This is a genomic window from Candidatus Nitrosocosmicus oleophilus, from assembly GCF_000802205.1.
Taxonomy (GTDB): Archaea; Thermoproteota; Nitrososphaeria; order Nitrososphaerales; family Nitrososphaeraceae; genus Nitrosocosmicus; species Nitrosocosmicus oleophilus.
The window spans coordinates 893,716-913,323 of the sequence record NZ_CP012850.1; the positions used below are offsets into that span (position 1 = coordinate 893,716).

18 protein-coding genes are annotated in these 19,608 nt (G+C 33.7%); 10 read left to right on the forward strand and 8 right to left on the reverse strand.

Annotated features, from left to right (window positions below; genetic code table 11):
• The first annotated feature begins 113 nt into the window (after nucleotides 1-113).
• Both NMY3_RS04335 and NMY3_RS04340 read left to right on the forward strand, forming a co-directional pair.
• Nucleotides 114-443, forward strand: coding sequence for a hypothetical protein (locus NMY3_RS04335; protein WP_196817699.1), 330 nt, complete (start codon nucleotides 114-116; stop codon nucleotides 441-443).
• Between the two features lie 105 nt (nucleotides 444-548).
• Nucleotides 549-2,861 carry a helicase-related protein gene (locus NMY3_RS04340; protein ID WP_196817700.1) on the forward strand — a complete coding sequence of 771 codons (2,313 nt, stop codon included), beginning with the start codon at nucleotides 549-551 and terminating at the stop codon, nucleotides 2,859-2,861.
• A 644-nt stretch (nucleotides 2,862-3,505) separates the two neighbouring features.
• Here the strand turns inward: NMY3_RS04340 and NMY3_RS04345 are convergent.
• From NMY3_RS04345 to NMY3_RS04360, 4 genes are all read right to left on the reverse strand, one after another.
• Entirely contained in the window at nucleotides 3,506-4,456 is a 951-nt protein-coding gene (locus NMY3_RS04345; RefSeq protein ID WP_196817701.1) for a proteasome assembly chaperone family protein, read from the reverse strand.
• 311 nt (nucleotides 4,457-4,767) lie between these two features.
• The gene (locus NMY3_RS04350; RefSeq protein WP_196817702.1) at nucleotides 4,768-5,997 is read right to left on the reverse strand and encodes a glycosyltransferase; all 1,230 of its coding nucleotides are present in this window, start codon (nucleotides 5,995-5,997) and stop codon (nucleotides 4,768-4,770) included.
• A 553-nt stretch (nucleotides 5,998-6,550) separates the two neighbouring features.
• A complete protein-coding gene (mpgS, locus tag NMY3_RS04355; RefSeq protein ID WP_196817703.1) occupies nucleotides 6,551-7,768 on the reverse strand; it encodes a mannosyl-3-phosphoglycerate synthase in 1,218 nt (405 codons plus the stop codon).
• Between the two features lie 645 nt (nucleotides 7,769-8,413).
• Nucleotides 8,414-8,569: a hypothetical protein gene (locus NMY3_RS04360; protein ID WP_196817704.1), complete on the reverse strand. Its 156-nt coding sequence runs from the start codon at nucleotides 8,567-8,569 to the stop codon at nucleotides 8,414-8,416.
• Between NMY3_RS04360 and NMY3_RS04365 the strand changes: the two genes are divergently transcribed.
• From NMY3_RS04365 to NMY3_RS04375, 3 genes are all read left to right on the forward strand, one after another.
• Nucleotides 8,559-9,374 carry a Kelch repeat-containing protein gene (locus NMY3_RS04365; protein WP_196817705.1) on the forward strand — a complete coding sequence of 272 codons (816 nt, stop codon included), beginning with the start codon at nucleotides 8,559-8,561 and terminating at the stop codon, nucleotides 9,372-9,374. The two genes, NMY3_RS04360 and NMY3_RS04365, sit on opposite strands and share 11 nt — an antisense overlap.
• A gap of 361 nt (nucleotides 9,375-9,735) precedes the next feature.
• Nucleotides 9,736-11,451: a PQQ-dependent sugar dehydrogenase gene (locus NMY3_RS04370; RefSeq protein ID WP_196817706.1), complete on the forward strand. Its 1,716-nt coding sequence runs from the start codon at nucleotides 9,736-9,738 to the stop codon at nucleotides 11,449-11,451.
• A 220-nt stretch (nucleotides 11,452-11,671) separates the two neighbouring features.
• Nucleotides 11,672-12,049, forward strand: coding sequence for a VOC family protein (locus NMY3_RS04375; protein WP_425319391.1), 378 nt, complete (start codon nucleotides 11,672-11,674; stop codon nucleotides 12,047-12,049).
• A 330-nt stretch (nucleotides 12,050-12,379) separates the two neighbouring features.
• Here NMY3_RS04375 and NMY3_RS04380 read toward each other — a convergent pair whose 3' ends face one another.
• Together NMY3_RS04380 and NMY3_RS04385 are read right to left on the reverse strand one after the other, a co-directional pair.
• Nucleotides 12,380-12,781, reverse strand: a complete 402-nt coding sequence (locus tag NMY3_RS04380; protein ID WP_196817708.1) for a hypothetical protein — start codon at nucleotides 12,779-12,781, stop codon at nucleotides 12,380-12,382.
• A gap of 805 nt (nucleotides 12,782-13,586) precedes the next feature.
• Nucleotides 13,587-13,808, reverse strand: coding sequence for a hypothetical protein (locus tag NMY3_RS04385; protein ID WP_196817709.1), 222 nt, complete (start codon nucleotides 13,806-13,808; stop codon nucleotides 13,587-13,589).
• Between the two features lie 238 nt (nucleotides 13,809-14,046).
• On the opposite strand from NMY3_RS04385, the gene NMY3_RS04390 reads away from it, so the two are divergent.
• The 3 genes from NMY3_RS04390 to NMY3_RS04400 all read left to right on the forward strand — a co-directional run bounded on the left by NMY3_RS04390 (nucleotide 14,047) and on the right by NMY3_RS04400 (nucleotide 16,161).
• Nucleotides 14,047-14,484 (forward strand): hypothetical protein, encoded by a 438-nt coding sequence (locus NMY3_RS04390; RefSeq protein WP_196817710.1) that lies wholly within the window; start codon nucleotides 14,047-14,049, stop codon nucleotides 14,482-14,484.
• Nucleotides 14,485-14,823: 339 nt separating this feature from the next.
• Complete coding sequence (locus NMY3_RS04395; RefSeq protein ID WP_196817711.1) at nucleotides 14,824-15,447, forward strand: hypothetical protein; 624 nt, start codon at nucleotides 14,824-14,826, stop codon at nucleotides 15,445-15,447.
• 21 nt (nucleotides 15,448-15,468) lie between these two features.
• Nucleotides 15,469-16,161 carry a hypothetical protein gene (locus NMY3_RS04400; protein WP_196817712.1) on the forward strand — a complete coding sequence of 231 codons (693 nt, stop codon included), beginning with the start codon at nucleotides 15,469-15,471 and terminating at the stop codon, nucleotides 16,159-16,161.
• A 204-nt stretch (nucleotides 16,162-16,365) separates the two neighbouring features.
• Here the strand turns inward: NMY3_RS04400 and NMY3_RS04405 are convergent, their stop codons facing one another.
• Nucleotides 16,366-17,232 (reverse strand): MarR family transcriptional regulator, encoded by an 867-nt coding sequence (locus tag NMY3_RS04405; protein WP_196817713.1) that lies wholly within the window; start codon nucleotides 17,230-17,232, stop codon nucleotides 16,366-16,368.
• A gap of 540 nt (nucleotides 17,233-17,772) precedes the next feature.
• Here NMY3_RS04405 and NMY3_RS04410 point away from each other — a divergent pair.
• Nucleotides 17,773-18,285, forward strand: coding sequence for a hypothetical protein (locus tag NMY3_RS04410; RefSeq protein ID WP_196817714.1), 513 nt, complete (start codon nucleotides 17,773-17,775; stop codon nucleotides 18,283-18,285).
• Nucleotides 18,286-18,726: 441 nt separating this feature from the next.
• On the opposite strand, the gene NMY3_RS04415 is transcribed toward NMY3_RS04410, so the two are convergent.
• The gene (locus NMY3_RS04415; protein WP_196817715.1) at nucleotides 18,727-19,170 is read right to left on the reverse strand and encodes an SRPBCC family protein; all 444 of its coding nucleotides are present in this window, start codon (nucleotides 19,168-19,170) and stop codon (nucleotides 18,727-18,729) included.
• Nucleotides 19,171-19,222: 52 nt separating this feature from the next.
• Between NMY3_RS04415 and NMY3_RS04420 the strand changes: the two genes are divergently transcribed.
• Nucleotides 19,223-19,543, forward strand: a complete 321-nt coding sequence (locus tag NMY3_RS04420; protein WP_231100267.1) for an ArsR/SmtB family transcription factor — start codon at nucleotides 19,223-19,225, stop codon at nucleotides 19,541-19,543.
• Nucleotides 19,544-19,608 lie beyond the last annotated feature (65 nt).

Sequence of the window (19,608 nt, forward strand, 5' to 3'; positions counted from 1 at the left end):
TCTGCTCCGTCCCTTCGTGCTATATATTAAAAACTTTTGGTATATTATTCTAATTGATAAGTGAATAGATAAAATTAAAAGGATAGTGAATGAAATAATTATTGATTGCATAAATGTCAGGTGACGAAAGATTATCACAATTTCTAAAAGAAGGTAAAGATTGGGAAAGAAAACCTACCAACATAGCCGGCGTTTTTTTGTTTAAACTTCCTGAATATCGTGGCAGACCAGCAACGATAGCAATAGAAATTAATCCACTCAATTCAAATGGCACTCCAAGTAAAAAAAGAGGGATTGTAATCAAATCCCTAGAAGAGCTAAATTCCATATTGGAATTAATTAGTAATTCTAAGGTTTTACAATTAGCACAATCTATTGACAGTGTTAACCCTGAAAGGAAAACCATGGTAAAGAGTGAATCAAATGAGGTATTTGAGATCTGAATATTGATAACTTCGATCCTATACCACCATTAGTAGCCTTCTCTGATATTTTAAAATTTAACTTTGGTCAATAGCTATTTTGTTCATCCTCTATTAAGGGATGAAATGATTAAATATCGACAATACCAGGAGGATATTGTAAATAGGGCTTTATATAATAATTCATTAGTTGTGATCCCTACGTCATTAGGAAAAACAATTGTTGCCTTATTAGTTAGTCTTGACATTTTACTCAACTGGAAAAAATCAAAAGTTCTAGTTCTTGCTCCTACGCGTCCTTTGGTTTTTCAACATTTTCAATTGTTCAAAAAGAATACTTTTCTCTTAGACCAATGCATTGCCTTAACAGGTAAGATAGGACCAGAAATTAGAAAAACTATTTGGAAATCCTCTTCGTTTAGGGTGTACTTTGCTACACCCGAGTTGGTAAAGAATGATATCCGAGATGGTACACTTAATAAAGATGAATTTTACTTAATTATATTTGATGAAGCCCAAAGAGCTGTCAAGGACTATAGTTATACATCCATTTCTAGACACTTTTACAACAATTCTGATCATGGTAAGCATCCACTAATCCTAGGATTATCTGCTAGCCCCGGAGCAAAAGAAGAAAAAATCAAAGAGATTTGTTCAAATCTATTTATAGAGCAAATCATTGCCAAATCTGAACGAGATGATGATGTGTTACCATATATCTTTGATACTAACATAGAGCATTACTCCATCGAAATGAATGATTATCAGAAGGATCTATCAGCCCTGTTGAATTCCTTAATCAATGATAAAATCTTATGGCTAATCAATAACCAATTCATAAGAAAGAGGAAGGTTGAAAGTGTATATAGAAAGGATCTCTTGTCACTTGGAGACTATATAAAATCGAAACTAGATCCAAAAAATATGAATTTTTTCTTACTTCGTGCTTTAAAGGTTCAATCTCTATCTCTGATCTTGTTATACTGTCGTGATTTGGTTGAATCCCAAGGCAGCTTTGCTCTCAAAAAATTCTTAGACAACGCTAAAGATAACTTCGCAAGTAAAACTTATCAAGAACTATTTTTGGATTCACGAGTAAACGAGATAATCGAAAAATTAAAGGATCATAATAATGAACCTCCACCCAAATTAATCAAAGTGTTATCAGTAGTTAGTCAGTTTCTTGATCTAAAAGAAGACATAAAAACATCCTGGAGTTCATCTAGGGATACTGATACTTTTATTACTAAACAGGGTAATTTGAATTACAAAGACTGCAAAGACAAACTAGTACCTACTAATTATCAAAAAAAGATTTTGATTTTTTCTCAGTACCGTGATACGCTTGAAGAAATCACAAACTTTCTAAATTACAATTGTATACCCTGTCGAGGGTTCTACGGTCAATCAAATAAAAATGGACAGAGAGGCCTAAGTCAGGATAAACAATTATCCATTCTTGGTGATTTTAAAATGGGAAAATTCCCGGTCCTTGTTGCTACGTCAGTTGCAGAGGAGGGCCTTAACATCCCAAATGTTGATCTTGTACTATTTTATGAACCTGTTCCAAGCGAAATTCGGTTTATACAAAGGAAAGGTAGGACGGGTAGATTTTCCAATGGAAAGGTAGTCATTCTAATTTCTAAAAATTCTATTGATACAAAATATTTGGAGATCTCTAAAAGAAAAGTTAATCGGATGAAATCAAGTCTTCAGAATTCGAATTTTATTTTTGAGAAACATGACAAGAGAACTTTCAAGAATCCCGACAAAATGCTTGAATCTGAACTCTTTTTCCTGTACGAAAAATCCAAACAATATTCTGAATCTGTAAATGAAGATAATTACAACGAAAATATTAATCCCATTTTGGATTCCATTTCTTCAAATTCTAATAAGAAAATTAAAAGCCTTGTCAAGAAACTGTCCTACCGCCATCGTAGCTCCCATGATTCAGAACAATCTATACCTTTTACAAAAAGAAACTTGGAAGATCTTTATGAAGTCTCATTGAATCTGGATAGAAAGAAATTAGTCGAGCGAGTTCAAAGACAAATACATGACCTACTCGGAAAGGCAGGGAAAACTGGACTAGAAGTTTCATATCTAAATGAGGTAATGGGCATTGATCATGAGATTATTGGAAAGGCGATTGAAAACCTAACCAAAATGAAGCGAACTATATGGCTGAATAAGAATACAGTTGCATTAATCGAATCTATCAAGTTTATATCTGGAAGTAAATATTCTGTATCCGTTGAAAAGATTGTAATGGGCAAAGCAATTGTAATCGTTAATGAAAAGTGGTATGCTTCTTTGGAACCCCGGGATTACTTTGGTCCTAGGGCGCTATTAAAAAAAGGTAATACTTTTGATATTATTGGCGAATTATATCGACGTGCAGGGACACTTCATTTGATTGTAAAAAAAATAATCTAGTTATTGATATGGTAGATTACTAAAACCTATATCCTAATGGATAATCATACTGCAAAGGTGCGACAGTTAGATGATCATGATCATTGTCCACCAGAAACCATTATGATTATGAAACCTAGAATGAACTCCAATATGGCATCAAATACAGTTAAAGTTAGTATATTTGATTCTGAAAGCTGTACTATGTACGATATTAGAGCACCTATAAAGATGTAAATCCAGCAAACGCAGTTATTGCATTTTATTTTTCTATTATCAGTGTGATGGACTTTTGGTAATATTTCTCAGCCTAAAAGTCTTTCATTATTTCATTCTTTATTTTCTGATGGTCAAATTGTCCGTTTTGTTCTAATTATTGTTAATTTTCTACTATTTTAATAGAAAATATTTCCTTAGTATGTGACTAGTGGTAATACTATATTAAATATCTATATTTATTAGATAATCATACAATCAAGAAAATATCGTTATTTGTCTTTAATTTAAAATGCTAGTCATCCAACATCTCTAGGTTATGCCTTCGTCTCTGGCGGATTACACCATTCTGGAATAATTTGGTAAAGGTAGGTAGGTAAGACGATTCTGAGATGCTTCGCGAATGTGTTCAAATATGTGTTTGTATTCCCATGAAAGAGAATCAATATTTAACCATACATCAATCGATGACTTGGAACGTTCCCATCCTCAGATCCTCCTACTCCTCCTCCTCCAGCTGCAGCACGCTGCTCTTGTTCAGCTTTGATAATTTGTTCTAATTGTTTCTTCAATTTTTGTCCTTGTTCTCTCAATTGACTCGTCTCAATCTTTAGTTTATTGTCTTTAATAAAATTATTAAATGATTCAATCAATAAAGAAGCTCCTTCAGGATCAGGAATTCCGCTCGAAGATGGAATAAGGATTGCAGCGCATGGAATTTGATTAGATAAACAAGCAGACAACAATCCGCCTGCAATACCTCCTATGAATGTAGTATACTTCTTAGTTGAATCTTCAATCGCTTTTCTATTGAAATTACTTTGTGGGTTAGATCCATCGTCCGGGGCAAATTCGGTCTCACTTCCATTATCTTTTTTTACTTCATCATCTGTAACTTTAATTTCTTTATTTGTACTCTGTTCCATATTCTCGCTTGCCAAAATCACTGTTTTTCTATCAGAATCAGGTATGCCTTGAACAGGAATTCCATCTAAAACCATCACTTCTTCTATCGAATTTTTCATAGCCCAATCCATTACAGCATCTAGAACAAAATGTATACCATCCATCATTATGGGCGCTTCGCATACCAAAACACAAACATTTCCTTCCTTGTTTGCGTATAACCTAAATGGATGTCTTAACTTACCATCAATAAATATTACTCCGGGAGATATGTAATGAGATTCTACAAATGCAATCTGATACATTTCTAATTTGTCAATTATATAGCTTGTACTAATTGAGCCGACTAGCCCAGGTCCTGGGAATCCAGCAATAAGGATTGTTCGATCTTTTTTTAAGTTATTCAAGTCTGCAATAGTAATAATTTTTGTCGTAATCGGAGTTGTAGTTGCAGTTTCACTACCACTTGATAATGATGAAGACATAGAATTCATTAATTATCTATACCTCTCATATTTGCTTATTAATTAATATAGTTATTAATGGTTACATGGCAGAAACTTTGAACTAGATACCTTTAGGTTAACCTATCACGGAAGGACGATTTTTGATTCTTCACTGTTTTATTTCAGTATCTTTGCTTTTATGTGAATAATATATTACATTCTCTGATATAGATTTCGTGTCAAACTCTTCACTAACAGATTACATCGTAATTGAATACCAATTGAAATAAGATTATATAGATATCAACTCAGTTTGATTGTATATATGAAATTAAAAAGGATTCAGTTACGCAATTTTGTTATCCCCATATATTTTCCTTGAAAGTCCATTTTTTATTAAATAAGAAATTACTAACTGATGCTATTGTGACTCCTACTAAGAGTGAAATATCATATGGAACTCCTGATTCTCTGAGCATATATATTGACAAGAACTGTATTAGGATGCCCAATGAACTACATCCAATGAACATTCCGTATTGCCTTAAGAATCGTGTCAAATTGACATTTTTGTCTTCGAAAGTCCAGAATTTATTTAGCAAGAAATTTGTGGTTACTGATACAGCTATCCCGACTGCAGTGGCTTGCAAATATCCAAAGCTCCCCAAGATACCATTTGATAAAAGAATTGATATCAAATAATTTAAAACAAAGCCGCTGAATCCTACAGTGTAGAACCTAGCCGCCTTTGAAATGAATCGAACCGATTTTCTCTTTTCTAATTGAGTGTTTTGTTTCTTAGATTTTCTTCCATAACGATAGAGTTTCCAAACTGCCTTAATATACTCCAAAATTATTGGAAAGTTGAGTTTACTCTGTCCGTATTTTCGATCCTTAAAAGTGTAGGGTATTTCTTTCACCTTGACGGTATTTTTTTTCTTTATTAAAATTTCTAACAATATTTTAAATCCATCTGTATTAAATTCCATGCCATGAAGTGTATGTTTTGGAAAAGCAAAAAACCCTGACATCGGGTCATAAACATTTTTTAAACATAATCCATGTCTGGCAATAAAATTTGCTCCTATACTAAGCAATAATCTTTTAAGAGGCATCCCATTGATAGCTCCGCCTGTAATATATCTAGAACCGATAATAATGCAGTTGGGTTCTTTCTTTAACTCTGATATCATTCTGTTTATTACCTCGGGAGGATGTGAAAAATCAGCGTCCATGATTAGGACGTTTTGGCCCTCGCTTGTACTGATTCCGTTCACAAGAGCCGAAATCAAGCCAGTTTTTTCTTTTCTATGAATTATCTTTATTGAGGTGCTTGGGTTTACCTGATCTCTATATAAAGTGCCCATTTTTTCCTTGATATATTTTTCCACTATCAGACCAGTTCCATCAGGGGAGTTATCGTCCACTATTATGATTTCTACATTCGTTCCTGCAGGTATATTTGATTGAATTTGATTAAGTAAATCCGTAATATTCCTAGATTCATTAAAAGTAGGTATGATGATAGATACAAATTTTTTATATTCTGTGGTTTTTGATATGGTATCATTTAGATTAAGCATCGTCATTAGTAATCCCTCATCTCACACCATTAATTTATTAAAATACTATATAATACATACGATTGTTTTCTAATATAATATAGGTTTGTTAGAATCAAGATTTGGTTTGCATTTAAAATTTGATTATACAATTTCATCTTTCCTACTGCATAATTTTTAGATCGGATTTTCTAATTGTTGTTTAGTGATCCTGTAATTTTATCACCAATTTGCATGAATCTAATTTATTATTTACAAGGCTGCAAATTTGCATAAATTACAATATGTGGTTTTGAGTCACCTTTTTATGATATCCTCTTTGTGATTGATTGGCTTTTGATACTTGCTGAAATCTTGACTAATTTGTTAAATTGTTGTTCTTGATTGATGATTTCTAAGATTTATTAAAGAAAATACAAAAAGTAGATTAGTCTGATTTCAAAACTCATGAATCAACAAAAATAATTAGATCTTAGTCTTAATTAGGAACTATTCTATAGAGATTACCATAGAGATGAGAAAGAACATAAAGATACCCTTCTGGGTCCTCCTTGATGTTAGTGGCGATAATCAAATGATACTATTTTTCATCAATGTTGAATTGCTTTAATAGCCTTGGACTATCAACTACAAGTTCATGAAATTTATCTATCTCAATAGTCTTAATCGGATCCATCAAAATAATTTTATCATTTGATTTGATATTACTAAGACTATCTTTTTGCTGTAACATGAGTAAATGATTTTTTATATCTGTAGTAATTTCAGTATTGCAGATTTTACTATTATTAATTACATTCAGGGATTCTTGAAGCATTCCTTGAATATGTTCATTTCCTTTATTTTCATGGAAGTGGGGATTTCTTGTTTCAACTTGAAATATTTCCACACCATGTTGTCTGATGTCCACTGATTTATTGGAAATAATACCTCCATATTTTTCTAAGATATTGATTAGTTCATATGGTTCTACGGAATATCCACTAGAGAAATCTAGGTTTTCTGCAAGCGACATAGAAAGTGAGTGTTCTCCAGCATTACCCGTTGTAATAATATCTCTCTCATATCCGGTAATGTATGAGATCAAGTCATTTAGGTATTTATTACTATATTCAGATATTCTTCCCCATTTTGGAAAATATACTTTGTTGTTTGCTATTTTTGGTTTAGAGTGCCAACATATTCTTACATTACACAGAGGAGAATTTGACATAGCAAAACCCGATGCAAAGATCTTGATATACTCATTTACTGCTCCGGGAAAATAATTGTCACTATCTACAAACCCCACATACTCTTTCTTATGCAATTTGGATAGCAAAATCCCAATTATCATTCCTTCTGCTTTGCCTTGACGAACTTGGTTATTGTGATCCAAAATTGAAGGGTAATTAATCTTGTGGAATATTCTACCAAGGTTAGGATCCGTTTGATGTATTGTGATAATCCTTTTGTTTGAAAACAGAGAATACTGTTTAACCATTTCCACTTCCATAGCGTACCTATCAACGGGATGTCTTTGGCTGTTTGATACTATGATTATTAAACATTCGTTAGGGATACCGCTTAAAACCCCTTCCAAAAGACTCAATTTTTCATCCTTAACTGGAATCACAACTGCCATGGCTTGAAATATTTGTGATAATGTGTCATTGTCAAATGCCGTGGTCAAACTGTTATATGCCTGCGAAGTGGTACCAAAATTACACCCGGAATCTATTTCATATATTTTTTGAAGTGAGTGGATCTTTACAGCACCTATGGTTTCAGTATATTTAGGTGGAAAATCTAACCTCATTTATCTTAAGGCGTATATACATAATTATTTAATAATATGATATATTCTGGAAATTAATTCCATGCTTCCCTTAGGTTCAAGTATTTAACTTTAACTATTATAATTCATCCTTCAAAATGATTTGGATTTTCTTTAGGAAATCAAATCAATCTTAATCCAAATAGGGGTGAGAATTCTAATCTAATTATTGCAACCCAATTTAGTTCTCTTTACTTGATCAGCTTTTATATCTTTTGTTTGGTAGTCTGTTACTTCATACCATACTTTATCTATGTGAACAGGATAATTACAAAGAGTAGGTCTAAAACTTGACTATTCTGTGATAAAGATTAAATGACGCACTCGGGAGTATTGAGTCTTTGTTCTGCTAATTAATTCAGAATTCAATGGAAATGATTTATCACTACCTATCATTTTTCAGTATCAGTCATTACGAAAATGATTTAACTAATTGAGACGAATTGCCTAACTTACATTGTAGGTGAAGAAATATTGTCTGATTGGTTTATTTATTTCCATATTTCTACCAACTTTTATTGTCACAAATCATGATGTTATCATATTCGAGGATTGCCATTAATCTTATATTTATTATGGTCAGACTATGAATATGAAACAATTTCTTATACCTATTCTATGTTTTGTTTATATGTTGTCGATCTTTTTTATTGCAGTTTTTTTGGTTCCTATCTTTAATCCCTCTTTAGCGGCCGCGACCCTCTCCGGAAAATCTATTTGAATGAAGGGTATGGATTTACCTAATCCGAGAACTGAGGTAACGGCAGCTAATTTGGATGACACAGTTTATGTGATAGGTGGTTTTACTTTTGATGGTAAAATTACAGATATTGTAGAAATGTATAATTCAACTGATAATACTTGGGCTCAAAACATAAAGTCATTACCTTTGCCTCTTCATCATTCTTCTTCAGACACCTATGGGGGCAAGATTTATGTGGTTGGAGGATATACGGGGAATTGGATCCCTAGTAACAACCTATTCATTTATGATCCAGCTACCAACAATTGGACCGTGGGTAATCCTATGCCTACACCACGAGGTTCGCCAAATGCAAATTTCGTTAATGGAATATTGTATGTAATTGGAGGAGATAGTTATGATCATTCTCAAGTAGTTGTAGAAGGATATGACCCGATTACCACTGAATGGATGACACTATCTTCGATGCCTATATCTAGACATCATGCTGCATCTGCCGTGGTTGATGGAAATATTTATGTGATCGGGGGTAGACTTACTGGTTCATTAGTAAATGTAGATGTAAATGAGGAATATGATCCTGATTCGGATTTATGGACTACTGATCTTGAGCCAATGCCGTCAAAAAGGAGTGGTATTGCGGCCACATCAGTAAATGGGTCAATTTATGTATTGGGAGGTGAACAAAATCAAGGAACGTTTAATAATAATGAACGTTATGATCCTGCTACTGATACTTGGAGCCAAGAATTGCCAATGCCCACTGCTCGACACGGATTGGGTGTTGCTTCATATGATGATAAGATATATGCAAGTGGTGGAGGCCCACATACTGGATTGACTGTTTCGAATAAGAATGAGATCTATTATTTGAATCACGAGTGAATCTAATTATTGACTCTTCTTTAATACTTGTCAAGATTTTCACTAGGATTCAATTTTTGTGGTGGGGTCTAAGGTTATCAGAGATTAAGAAAGGCGACATTCTAGGGACATGGACTAATATTCATTACTCATTGCTATGTATTAGAGGATTCTAATTCCAATGGATAATTCCAGTTAAATTCACTGCTCTTGCAAAATATTCTTGAGAAATTCAAGATTGTTGATGATATTATTATTTTATGTGATTAATAATGAAATAATTCTGTATAGTTGAACATTAATAGATTATTACGAAACCTTAATTAATTTATGATATTTCTCTATATTATTAGACTTATCCATGTTTCATAGAACAAAACTATTGATTTCTTTTTTCGCTATATCTTTGATTTTACTTTCTACTATATCTTCTTCATATGTTCAGGTTTCTTATGGGGCTTATGCAAAAGCCCCTTTATCCCCCACCGGACCGACAGTCAATGATGATACCCTTACGGTTGAAAAAGTAGCTGATGGTCTGGAATTTCCTACTAGTATGGCTTTTCTTGGTCCTAATGACATTCTAGTCACTGAGAAAACTACAGGTAAAGTGATGCGAGTTACAAACGGTTTTGTGTTGCCTCAACCAGTACTTGATGTACCGGTAGCAAGTGCAATAGAACGCGGCTTGCTAGGTATAGCTGTGTCAAAACAAACAGACGGAAAAACTTATGTTTTTCTCTCTTATACTGAATCAGGCAATGGTGTAGACGGCAGTGATGTTGATGCTCTTATTGATCCATTAGGAAATCGATTATATCGTTATGAATTTGTTGATGGTCGATTGATAAATCCAGTGTTATTATTGGATTTAACCGCAATTCCAGTAAATGGTAGGGGTGAGCACAATGGTGGTAAAATTCGAATTGGTCCTGATAATAATGTCTACTATTTAATAGGGGAAGTTGGGGGCCACAGAACCCAAGCCCAAAATATAATTGATGGGCCGGCCCCGAATGGTCTGGGAGGCGTACTTCGAATCACTCAAGACGGTGGTATAGTAGATCCCGGTGATCCAATATTTGGGGAAGGGCTGCCTTTGAATGTCTACTATGCAATGGGTATCCGAAATAGTTTTGGCATAGATTTCGATCCATTGACAGGGAACTTATGGGATACTGAAAATGGTCCAGTAGCGGCAGATGAAATTAATCTGGTTTTTCCTGGCTTTAATAGTGGTTGGGAACAAATCCAGGGCTATGTGGACAAGGATTTACTAGAACATGGTACCACAGAAGCAGATTTGGTATATTTTGGGAAAAGTCAATATGCTGATCCAAAGTTTGTGTGGGATACGACAATAGGCGTGACAGCCCTTAAATTCTTAAATTCACATAGGCTTGGAGATCAATTTGCAAATAATATGTTTGTAGGTGATATCAACAATGGCTTGTTGTATAGATTTACACTGAACGAAGAACGAGATGCTATTTTCATAAATGATACTTATGTTGGTAATACAGAATTATTACAAGATAATGAAGTAGATGAGCCTAAAGAAAACCAGCCCCTGATCTTTGGACAAGGTTTCGGGGGAATAACCGATATTCAGGTAGGTCCAGATGGGTACTTGTATGTTTTAAGCTACACGGGATCAATTTATAGAATATTGCCAATATCTGATAGCATTGAATCAAAACCTCAACCTAGCTTACCTCCCACCTCACCTCCACAAAATGGCACTTTAGCATCCAAAACCGTATCTGCAGTGATTTTGGGAATAGATGGTGATAATTCCTATTCGCCAAACCCTATCGAGATTGAATCTGGACAAACAGTAACGTGGTTTAATGGAGATACCATATCTCATACGGTAACTTCTGGACAGGATGGTGACTTGGATGAGGGCAATCTATTTGATTCTGATGCTATAATTCCAAATCAGTCTTATAGTCTGACATTTGATACTCCTGGAGAATTTGATTACTATTGTATATATCATCCCACCATGGTTGGTGAAGTAATAGTGAATGGACCAGGTACATCTTCATCCACATCAGAAGATTCCTCGGACGAAGAGTCAGATGAAGAAGATTAAGAAAATTGAAAATATGGATCCCCTCGGATAACTCAAGCAACTCTTACCAAAATAACTAACTATACTTTCACTCCCCTACCCATTTTTATAACATATTGAACATATTCAGCTATGAAACAATTGATCCATGATCAAAGACTACAACTACTATTCGACTCTTTTTTGAATCTACATAATTATGGGAATGTTGACATCTCTAATTCAGAATGGGGAATTTATTATGTTGAGTACTAAAAATGCGCTAGCAAATATAGCTGTTAAGAATTTAGAAATTTCTAGAAAGTTTTATGAGAACATTTTGGAACTGGAAAAAATAGACTCTGTTGGAGAAGAAGTAGTGGTTTATAGATGTGGTACCTCTGCCATCATAGTATATCAATCACAATTTGCTGGAACTAATAAAGCCACTAGCGCAACTTGGGTAGTGGATGAGGATCTGAATGTTTTGGTAAAGAACCTTAGATCTAAAGGTGTAAAGTTTGAACATTATGACTTGCCTAATACAACATTAAAAGATGATATTCATTTTGATGGTGATATGAAAGTGGCATGGTTCAAAGATCCTGATGGTAATATCCTAAATATTATTAACAAATGATCTTATACTATTATTCTTCATCCATATAATGAAAGTTGTTCTTTTTTAGCTCAAGTCCAATAGAATTCTACATATAACAATAATGCAAAAGAAAACAAAATGATTCATCATGAAATCGATATGATCATGATGCTACTCCTTCTTTATCATTAACTTACCACTGTTATGATCAGTGTATAAAAATTAATTTTCTGATTTTTATAGTATGGTAAATAAAAATAATACCTTGCCATTCATTCGGATAGTAAGTGGATGGTAAGGTAACATTTTCTTTATCTTGTTTGTGGCTTATAGATAAGCGTGTGTTCGTAGCCCACCATTAACGTTGTACTAATTACTTGAACCGCTATTTGAGTTTGGAGCAATGTTGTCGCTACTGTCGCTACTGTCGCTACTGTCGCTACTGTCGCTACTGTCGCTACTGTCGCTACTGTCGCTACTGTCGCTACTGTCGCTACTGTCGCTACTGGCGTCAGCGTTATCACTAGATGCTGTGTTAGCACCTGCCTCTGGATCATAAATTGGTCTAAAACAATCCCTTATTTCGCTTTCAGATACAAATCCCTTTTCGCCTTCTGATTGAGCCAGACAATTAACAAATTCTTCATAATTGTTTTTTCCTGTTTCGTCATCGCCATCAGATTGAGCAAATACGGAACTACTTGTTATGCCGGATGCAGCAAACAATGATACTATCGCAATTACTATGGTGACAGTTATTTTCTTAGTCATGTTCATTAAATTTACCTGATTAACATCGTATAAAAGTGGGGACCCATCATTCTACTATTATGGATTTATCCCTTATTTTTCTATGCTCTATAGAGTTTGCTGTCATACACCATGGATAGTTTGGCGAACATAAATTTCATTATAGGGTTTAGAGTTATTAAAAGTACCAGGATTTTCTACCCCTGGCGTCGGTAAATAGACAAGCAGGATTGAAAATTCAAACAAAATACCGTATAAATAAAAAGCGGAGTTGACGATATTCAACTACATTTTATTTTTAGTACAAAAATTCATCAAATCTTTATAAAGATATTTTGCTATCCATAGAATATATTTGGTTAATTATAGATAGTTTTGTGTCTCTAGAGACACACCCTGTTTCATCTAAAAATACTCAAACATCTAAAGCGCCTATGTTAATCCATTGCCAATCAGTATATGTCCATTTAAGTTTAAAAGGCTCACAGATTTAAACCACCCAAGGATTCATGACAATTGAGTCTAAAGATTTTAGATCATATAATACAATTTCAACATTTTTATCTTAATACTATTGGTAAAAATACAATCTCTGAATGTTTGAACATTTTGTTTCATTTTATTATCGGATTTACGTCAATCTACTAATATCGTTTCATAGCCCTCCGAATTCAGACCCTAGAATATATCGATAACGAGGAGATTAACTATGGAACATAAAATTGAGGCCAACAATTTTCCAAATCCGATATTTGTGTGTATGAAGCTTTTTGGATACAAAAAAATAAAATTTGGTTGTATAAGGATGATGTTAGTAGATTGCTATTTATTGTGTTGTTGTGCTATTGTCTGATGTGCTATTGCCCATCATGGTATTAGCGTCCATTCCCATCCCTGTATCTGACAACTGTGTAGTGTTATCAACTGGTGTAGATGAAGAAGTATTCATTGTCATGTTTTCTTGGGCGAATACTGGCGTGTTTGCTCCTATCAATAATACTGACGTAGCCAATACGGCTATGATTGCGACTGTAAGAATATTGTTCATTAAAAGATACTAAATAACAATATTTATAACATTCCACCATTTTTAAAACATGCTATAAATCAGTACCGATGTACAAAAATATCGTAGTCTACTTTTGTAAATCATTGACTCTAGAATTCTACAAATTAACGTTTTATACAAAAGTTTTAGATCATTTGAATTATTTGTGTACATGTATGTATTTGATACAATAATCGTACTTTTCTTTAAATACAACCCATATAGTATTTAAATTGAAATGAAGAACATTATCTTCCTGAAATCAGCAATCATATCTGTGCTTTTTGTAACATTTGGCATAACTAGTGGAGGTTGGACATCAAACAATGAAGTTTCTGCTCAATCAAATAATCAAGAAAATAGCCAGGTTCTTGCTGAATTGATCGCAAATTTAACCCAAGCACAAAATACTGTATCAAGTAATAATTCAACAGTCGCAACCGCTCAACTAACTGCAATAATAGGAGAACTTTCTGATATTCTAGGTAAAATTACAACGGACAACGATGGTCAATATTTAGATACACACACTCACTTCTTTACTCACAATGGTCATACCCATACCGTGACCCATACTCATCCTCATCATGCAGATCATCACAGTCATCATGAGAGCTGGACCGAGAAACATCATATCTTTGATCCCAGTAATTGCAAACCAGGTAGAATGTGTTAAATATTCTATCCATCTTATCCGCTCTTAATTTTTTTCTGTTGTGAATTATTTGTCATTTAATGGTTATCATTAGATGCCGTTACTGGATTTTAATATTTATTTAATAATTTTAACCACCTTGTGTTCCGTAATCCATAATCAAGAGATATTTGTTAACTTGATAGGTGAATATGGTGTATAAATTACTGAATCATGGTTAATGGCTTAAAATATTATCGATGAGCTCTAATGATACCCTTTTAGAAATCTCCTGTGAGGTATACAACAAATTCAATGTTATAATTTTTTCGGCATGTCTTGCTAACAAATAAAGTCAACCGTGACTAACTTGAACCGAACTTGGTCAATAAATTCGACTATGCTCTATATTACTATAACAAAATGACTACTATAATAGGAATCAAAACAACTGAGGGAGTAGTACTTGCATCCGATAAACGCGCTAGTAAAGGCTTCTTTATAGGATCCAAGATAGTACAAAAAATTTCCAAAATAGATGATACCCTTGCAATTGCTATTGCAGGACAGCTGTCCGATGCAGAGCATTTAATCAAGGTTACTGCAGCTGAGAGAAAATTGATAGAACTACGGAGGGGATTCCCACTGAGTGTAAAAGAATCTTCAAGACTGATCGCAAATCTCGCCTACTCGGGGCTAAAGAATTATCAACCTTATTACGTCGAGTTACTAGTAGCAGGTGTAGATACCAGCGGTTCACATGTAAATGTTGCAGATATGAGTGGTGCGATTACAAATGAAGATTATGCTGCATCAGGTTCGGGAGCTCCTATAGCTTATGGAGTGCTTGAAAGCCTTTACCATTTTGATATCACAAACGACGAAGCAAAGGAAATTGCTAAAAAGGCTGTTGCAGCGGCAATGGAACGGGACCCAGGCTCTGGCAATGGAATAGATGTTTTAGTCATACCAAAATTGGTAGCAGCCGAACGTGTTGTATTATAAGGGGTAGGAGGATAATAACAAATGTCTGAAGATAATAATTCTGTAGGTTCTCCTTATAGTTTTGGAAATAACAATAGATATCCATACTATTATGGACAAGGTGGTCGCCTGGTATTAGTAGATAATGCTCTAGAGGCAGTAAATAAGGGTTCAACAACAATTGGGTTAAAAACTTCGGAATTCGCCCTCATTTCAAGCCATATCAAACCCACTTTACCCTTGGTAGATCCTAATGAAAAAATATTCGTAATTGATAAACACATAGGAGCGACTGGAGCAGGCTATATTGCAGACATAGAACATTTAATAGAAGAAATAAGACTGCAAGGACAGAAACATCGCATTTCATATGACAGCTCTATCGACATAAGATCTATCACAAAACATCTAAGTACGTATTTACACAATTACACAATTTATGCTGTAAGACCGCAAGCAGCTTCAATCATCATTACTGGAGTAGATGAAAGTGGAATACATTTGTACCGAGTTGATCCTAGTGGAACTTATTTGAAAGGAGGTGGGTTTGCAATAGGTCATGCTTCCGATGGGGCACTAGACGTGATTCAAAAAGGATATGACACAAATATGAATATTGAACAAGCATTGAAATTGTCAAATGAAGCTATAGAAAAAGCAATCGGAGAAAAACCTGTGGTTGAGTCGGGGATAGTTACTTCAAAAGGATTTACAAAATTAAGGCAGAAACTATAACATAACGTGATAATGATGCCTTGGTATCAAACAATCCATTTCATGAAGCGATGATTCCTAAGTACATTTTTTTGATTTCCTATTAATTTACAAGAGGTCTATAATGTGCGAGAAAATATATTGATTGTTTGAATTTTTGTATCTTACAATATTCTTAATTCCCGTTTTAGGTGAAAGTCATAACAGACTGAGTTTTCTATTTCTTCAATTATTCCTATCATGCGAAACTTTTATGTCATTAGCGTAAATGGGGGTATATTCTTTTTCTGGTTTAAGTTCTTCAAGTAAATTCTCTTGCAGAATTTTTATTATTTCCTCAATTATCCTGTTTGAGTAATGCATAGCTTCTACCTTCTCACCATCAGAAACGGCATCAGTCTCTACAATAATATATTCTGATAAAATACTAACATTAATCTGGAATATTTTATTGCTACTGTGTTTGTCTACTGCTATCCACTGAAGTCTAAAACCTGTTTCTTTTTTTATCAGGCCGAACCATCTTAAATTGCCAAACCATTTCCCGGCTAAATTATCCACTATGGGTTCGATGTTACTCTTTACGGGCATATAGATCTGGATTAATTGCTTATATTTTCTATGTTTTTTTGATTTATCTATTTCTATCTCTTCATTTAAAAGATTATCTTCCAATATTGGATTGAAGTTATACATATTTCTTTCAACCAACTTGTACCCCGATGATGTTTTCTCAATTAGGTCCAAATCCAAAAGTCTTTTTAAAGCCCTTGATAGACTTTGTTGGTGAATATCAAGTTTTCTCTCAAGAGCTTTAAATGAATATGTTGCCAACATTTCTTTTTGTAGCAATGATAGAATTTTCTTATCGTTATTACGAATATCATTGATAGACGTTGTAAGCTCCTCGTTATTTACATGAGGATCAGTTTTCTGTTTTGAATTTAATGAAAAGTCATTATAATATATTTTTAATTTAGTTGTCTTATTTTGAAAATTGTTGCCAGCGTGAAGAAGCTCCACATAGTTTTGGATGTTACCATAGTCCTTAGATTCATATTGTGGTAACAATAACTTTGTCATTTCCAACATTAATTCAACCCACTGCCTAGATACGGAAATAATTTTACAAGAGTTGATGCAGAAATTTTCCCAAACATATATTCTATTTCATTCATGGACAATTCTATCCTCAATTCCATATTCTATATATCGATTAATCCGCTTAAATACTTATTTCATGGACTTTTTTGTCTATTTGTCCAAGTCTTCGTACAGAAATTGATTAAGGGAAAGACAATTTCATCTCATTATGACTAGCGTGATAAATGCCTAAATTCTATTTCTTGTTACTAAATTTCACTAATTGAGTCTCATTAATTTGATTCCATTTTTTTGTTACACGTACATTTGGAAATGGGTATGGCGTAAGAAGTCCCGACTTGTTACTGAGGAAAAGCTTTTCGCAACTGTATATATATCATCTGCTAATATATCTGACAGAAAATTTTTGTTCATGCCATGATTATTATTAATAAATCTAAATTTGGTAATAAAAAATACCAATGTCTGGTATCTATGTGAACTAACGAATAGGTAAGGAATTTATATTAGTATGTACTAATACAAAAAATGGATCTTGATCAGAATTTTACCCTAACAAGACTTGAAAGAAGATTTATCCTTTCTTTTAGTTTAACTATTTTTTTAGTAGTTGGAATGGTTATTTCGACCAGTAATGCTTCTGTTGCATATGGACAGATAGGGGATACTAAAGTCGGTGTATTCAATCATACTCAGACCGATTCTTCAGGAAACACAACCTGGATAAACTCTGGTAACTGGTCTATGAGTGGAATAAATTCATCATCTCCCAGCTTGACTGCCATTATTGAAATGGCCAAACCAAACGGAAGCGCAGGACACGAACATGAGATAAATAATTTTAAATTAATAGGATCACCCGTTGTTGAAAATCAAACGATTCACCTTAATGGTACCTCTACTATAACCATGAGGGACGGACCGGTTACAAGTGAACCCACCGTAATAGCCTTATCCCAGGAAAAAATTGATATTTACTTTGATCCTGAGAATATAAATAATCATTTTGAGAATCAGTCAATATCAGGAATAGTGAATTGAGTGCATCAAAATTTTGATATGTAACAAATATATCTCTTTTTTTGATATTTCAATAGTTTTAATTACTTCAGAACAATAATTTTTCTACAACTAAAAATCATTCCTTGAACCCTTTTATATATTGGGATAATGCTTGATTTTGAAGTTTTACATATAACTCTAACAAGTAGTGTTAATTAGTAGATAGCGTATCGTCTATTACTAAAGCCGTTTATGAAATGTCAACAGTTCTCTATATGCATAACACTGTTGTCAAGATTCTGCTCTTATACAAAATAAATCAATGATTTTATGGTATGAGATAACTTTGTAAAGGATAAATATTAGGTCCGTATTCTAAGGATTTTTGAAGAGTGTTCGACCTGTATATCACTTGCAGTTTTATGTTTTTAAATTAATTATGAAATATGTATACTACTTTGCATACAAACTCACTAAATATTAATAAAAGAACTCCCTTAAATTCTTATTATATTCTAGATATACTTTTAAGCAACAAACCATTTGAGTCCAACCTTGGCAGTTGCTATATGATTCGTCTAGCGATGGCTGGTCTTCATTTATCCAGCCTGCCTCTGAAATCGTTACTAGTGTCATGTCATCTCCAAGCTGTTCAAAGTCTATCTCTACAGTCAAGCGATTAGATTCAACTGCACTAGCCCATTCAAAAACGATTTTCTGGTTCTTAATTGTCTGTTTTACATATACTGAAAAAGTACCGGGATAATCATGAAAATCCCACATGACCTCCGTTCCTTCATCGAGTGGCCCACTTGCTCCACCTGTGGTAAAATATCTGCTTAATTTCTTTGGATTATAGACTGCATCAAATACTTCCTCTATAGGCTTTTTTATCTTGGCTTGCACTCTAAATTTCAAATTCATGAATATACGCCGTTATAAGGTTTATTAGTAGTATATGTTATATAAATGTAACATGTATTCAGAAAGGGAGTATGACCATATCCTTAAGGCACTAGCTCATGCTGGCAGACGTGAAATCCTTGATTTGATAAAGGATAAACCACATACAACCTCAGAATTGTGTCTAATCTTAAAAAAAATGGATAGATGTACGGTAATGCAACATTTAAACGTCTTAGAAAAAGCGGATTTGATTCTAGTTAAACATAGCGGCAAATACCGATGGAATTACATTAACCTTCTTCCTATTCGAGAATTACATGATCGCTGGATATCCAAATTTTCTCTGGATGCCATAGACATACTTACAAAGTTGAAACAAGATATAGAATGAAATCCCTGAATACCGAAATCTGAATTCTGATTCAAAAGATGCTTTGAATTATTCCTGAGCGTATG

Excerpts from the sequence above, each read along its gene's own strand:
- NMY3_RS04335 (WP_196817699.1), top strand. The coding sequence starts at position 114 with ATGTCAGGTGACGAAAGATTATCACAATTTCTAAAAGAAGGTAAAGAT.
- NMY3_RS04340 (WP_196817700.1), top strand. The coding sequence starts at position 549 with ATGATTAAATATCGACAATACCAGGAGGATATTGTAAATAGGGCTTTA.
- NMY3_RS04345 (WP_196817701.1), bottom strand. The coding sequence starts at position 4,456 with ATGAATTCTATGTCTTCATCATTATCAAGTGGTAGTGAAACTGCAACT.
- NMY3_RS04350 (WP_196817702.1), bottom strand. The coding sequence starts at position 5,997 with ATGACGATGCTTAATCTAAATGATACCATATCAAAAACCACAGAATAT.
- mpgS (WP_196817703.1), bottom strand. The coding sequence starts at position 7,768 with ATGAGGTTAGATTTTCCACCTAAATATACTGAAACCATAGGTGCTGTA.
- NMY3_RS04375 (WP_425319391.1), top strand. The coding sequence starts at position 11,672 with ATGTTGAGTACTAAAAATGCGCTAGCAAATATAGCTGTTAAGAATTTA.
- NMY3_RS04380 (WP_196817708.1), bottom strand. The coding sequence starts at position 12,781 with ATGACTAAGAAAATAACTGTCACCATAGTAATTGCGATAGTATCATTG.
- NMY3_RS04385 (WP_196817709.1), bottom strand. The coding sequence starts at position 13,808 with ATGAACAATATTCTTACAGTCGCAATCATAGCCGTATTGGCTACGTCA.
- NMY3_RS04390 (WP_196817710.1), top strand. The coding sequence starts at position 14,047 with ATGAAGAACATTATCTTCCTGAAATCAGCAATCATATCTGTGCTTTTT.
- NMY3_RS04400 (WP_196817712.1), top strand. The coding sequence starts at position 15,469 with ATGTCTGAAGATAATAATTCTGTAGGTTCTCCTTATAGTTTTGGAAAT.
- NMY3_RS04405 (WP_196817713.1), bottom strand. The coding sequence starts at position 17,232 with ATGTTGGAAATGACAAAGTTATTGTTACCACAATATGAATCTAAGGAC.
- NMY3_RS04410 (WP_196817714.1), top strand. The coding sequence starts at position 17,773 with ATGGATCTTGATCAGAATTTTACCCTAACAAGACTTGAAAGAAGATTT.
- NMY3_RS04415 (WP_196817715.1), bottom strand. The coding sequence starts at position 19,170 with ATGAATTTGAAATTTAGAGTGCAAGCCAAGATAAAAAAGCCTATAGAG.
- NMY3_RS04420 (WP_231100267.1), top strand. The coding sequence starts at position 19,223 with ATGTATTCAGAAAGGGAGTATGACCATATCCTTAAGGCACTAGCTCAT.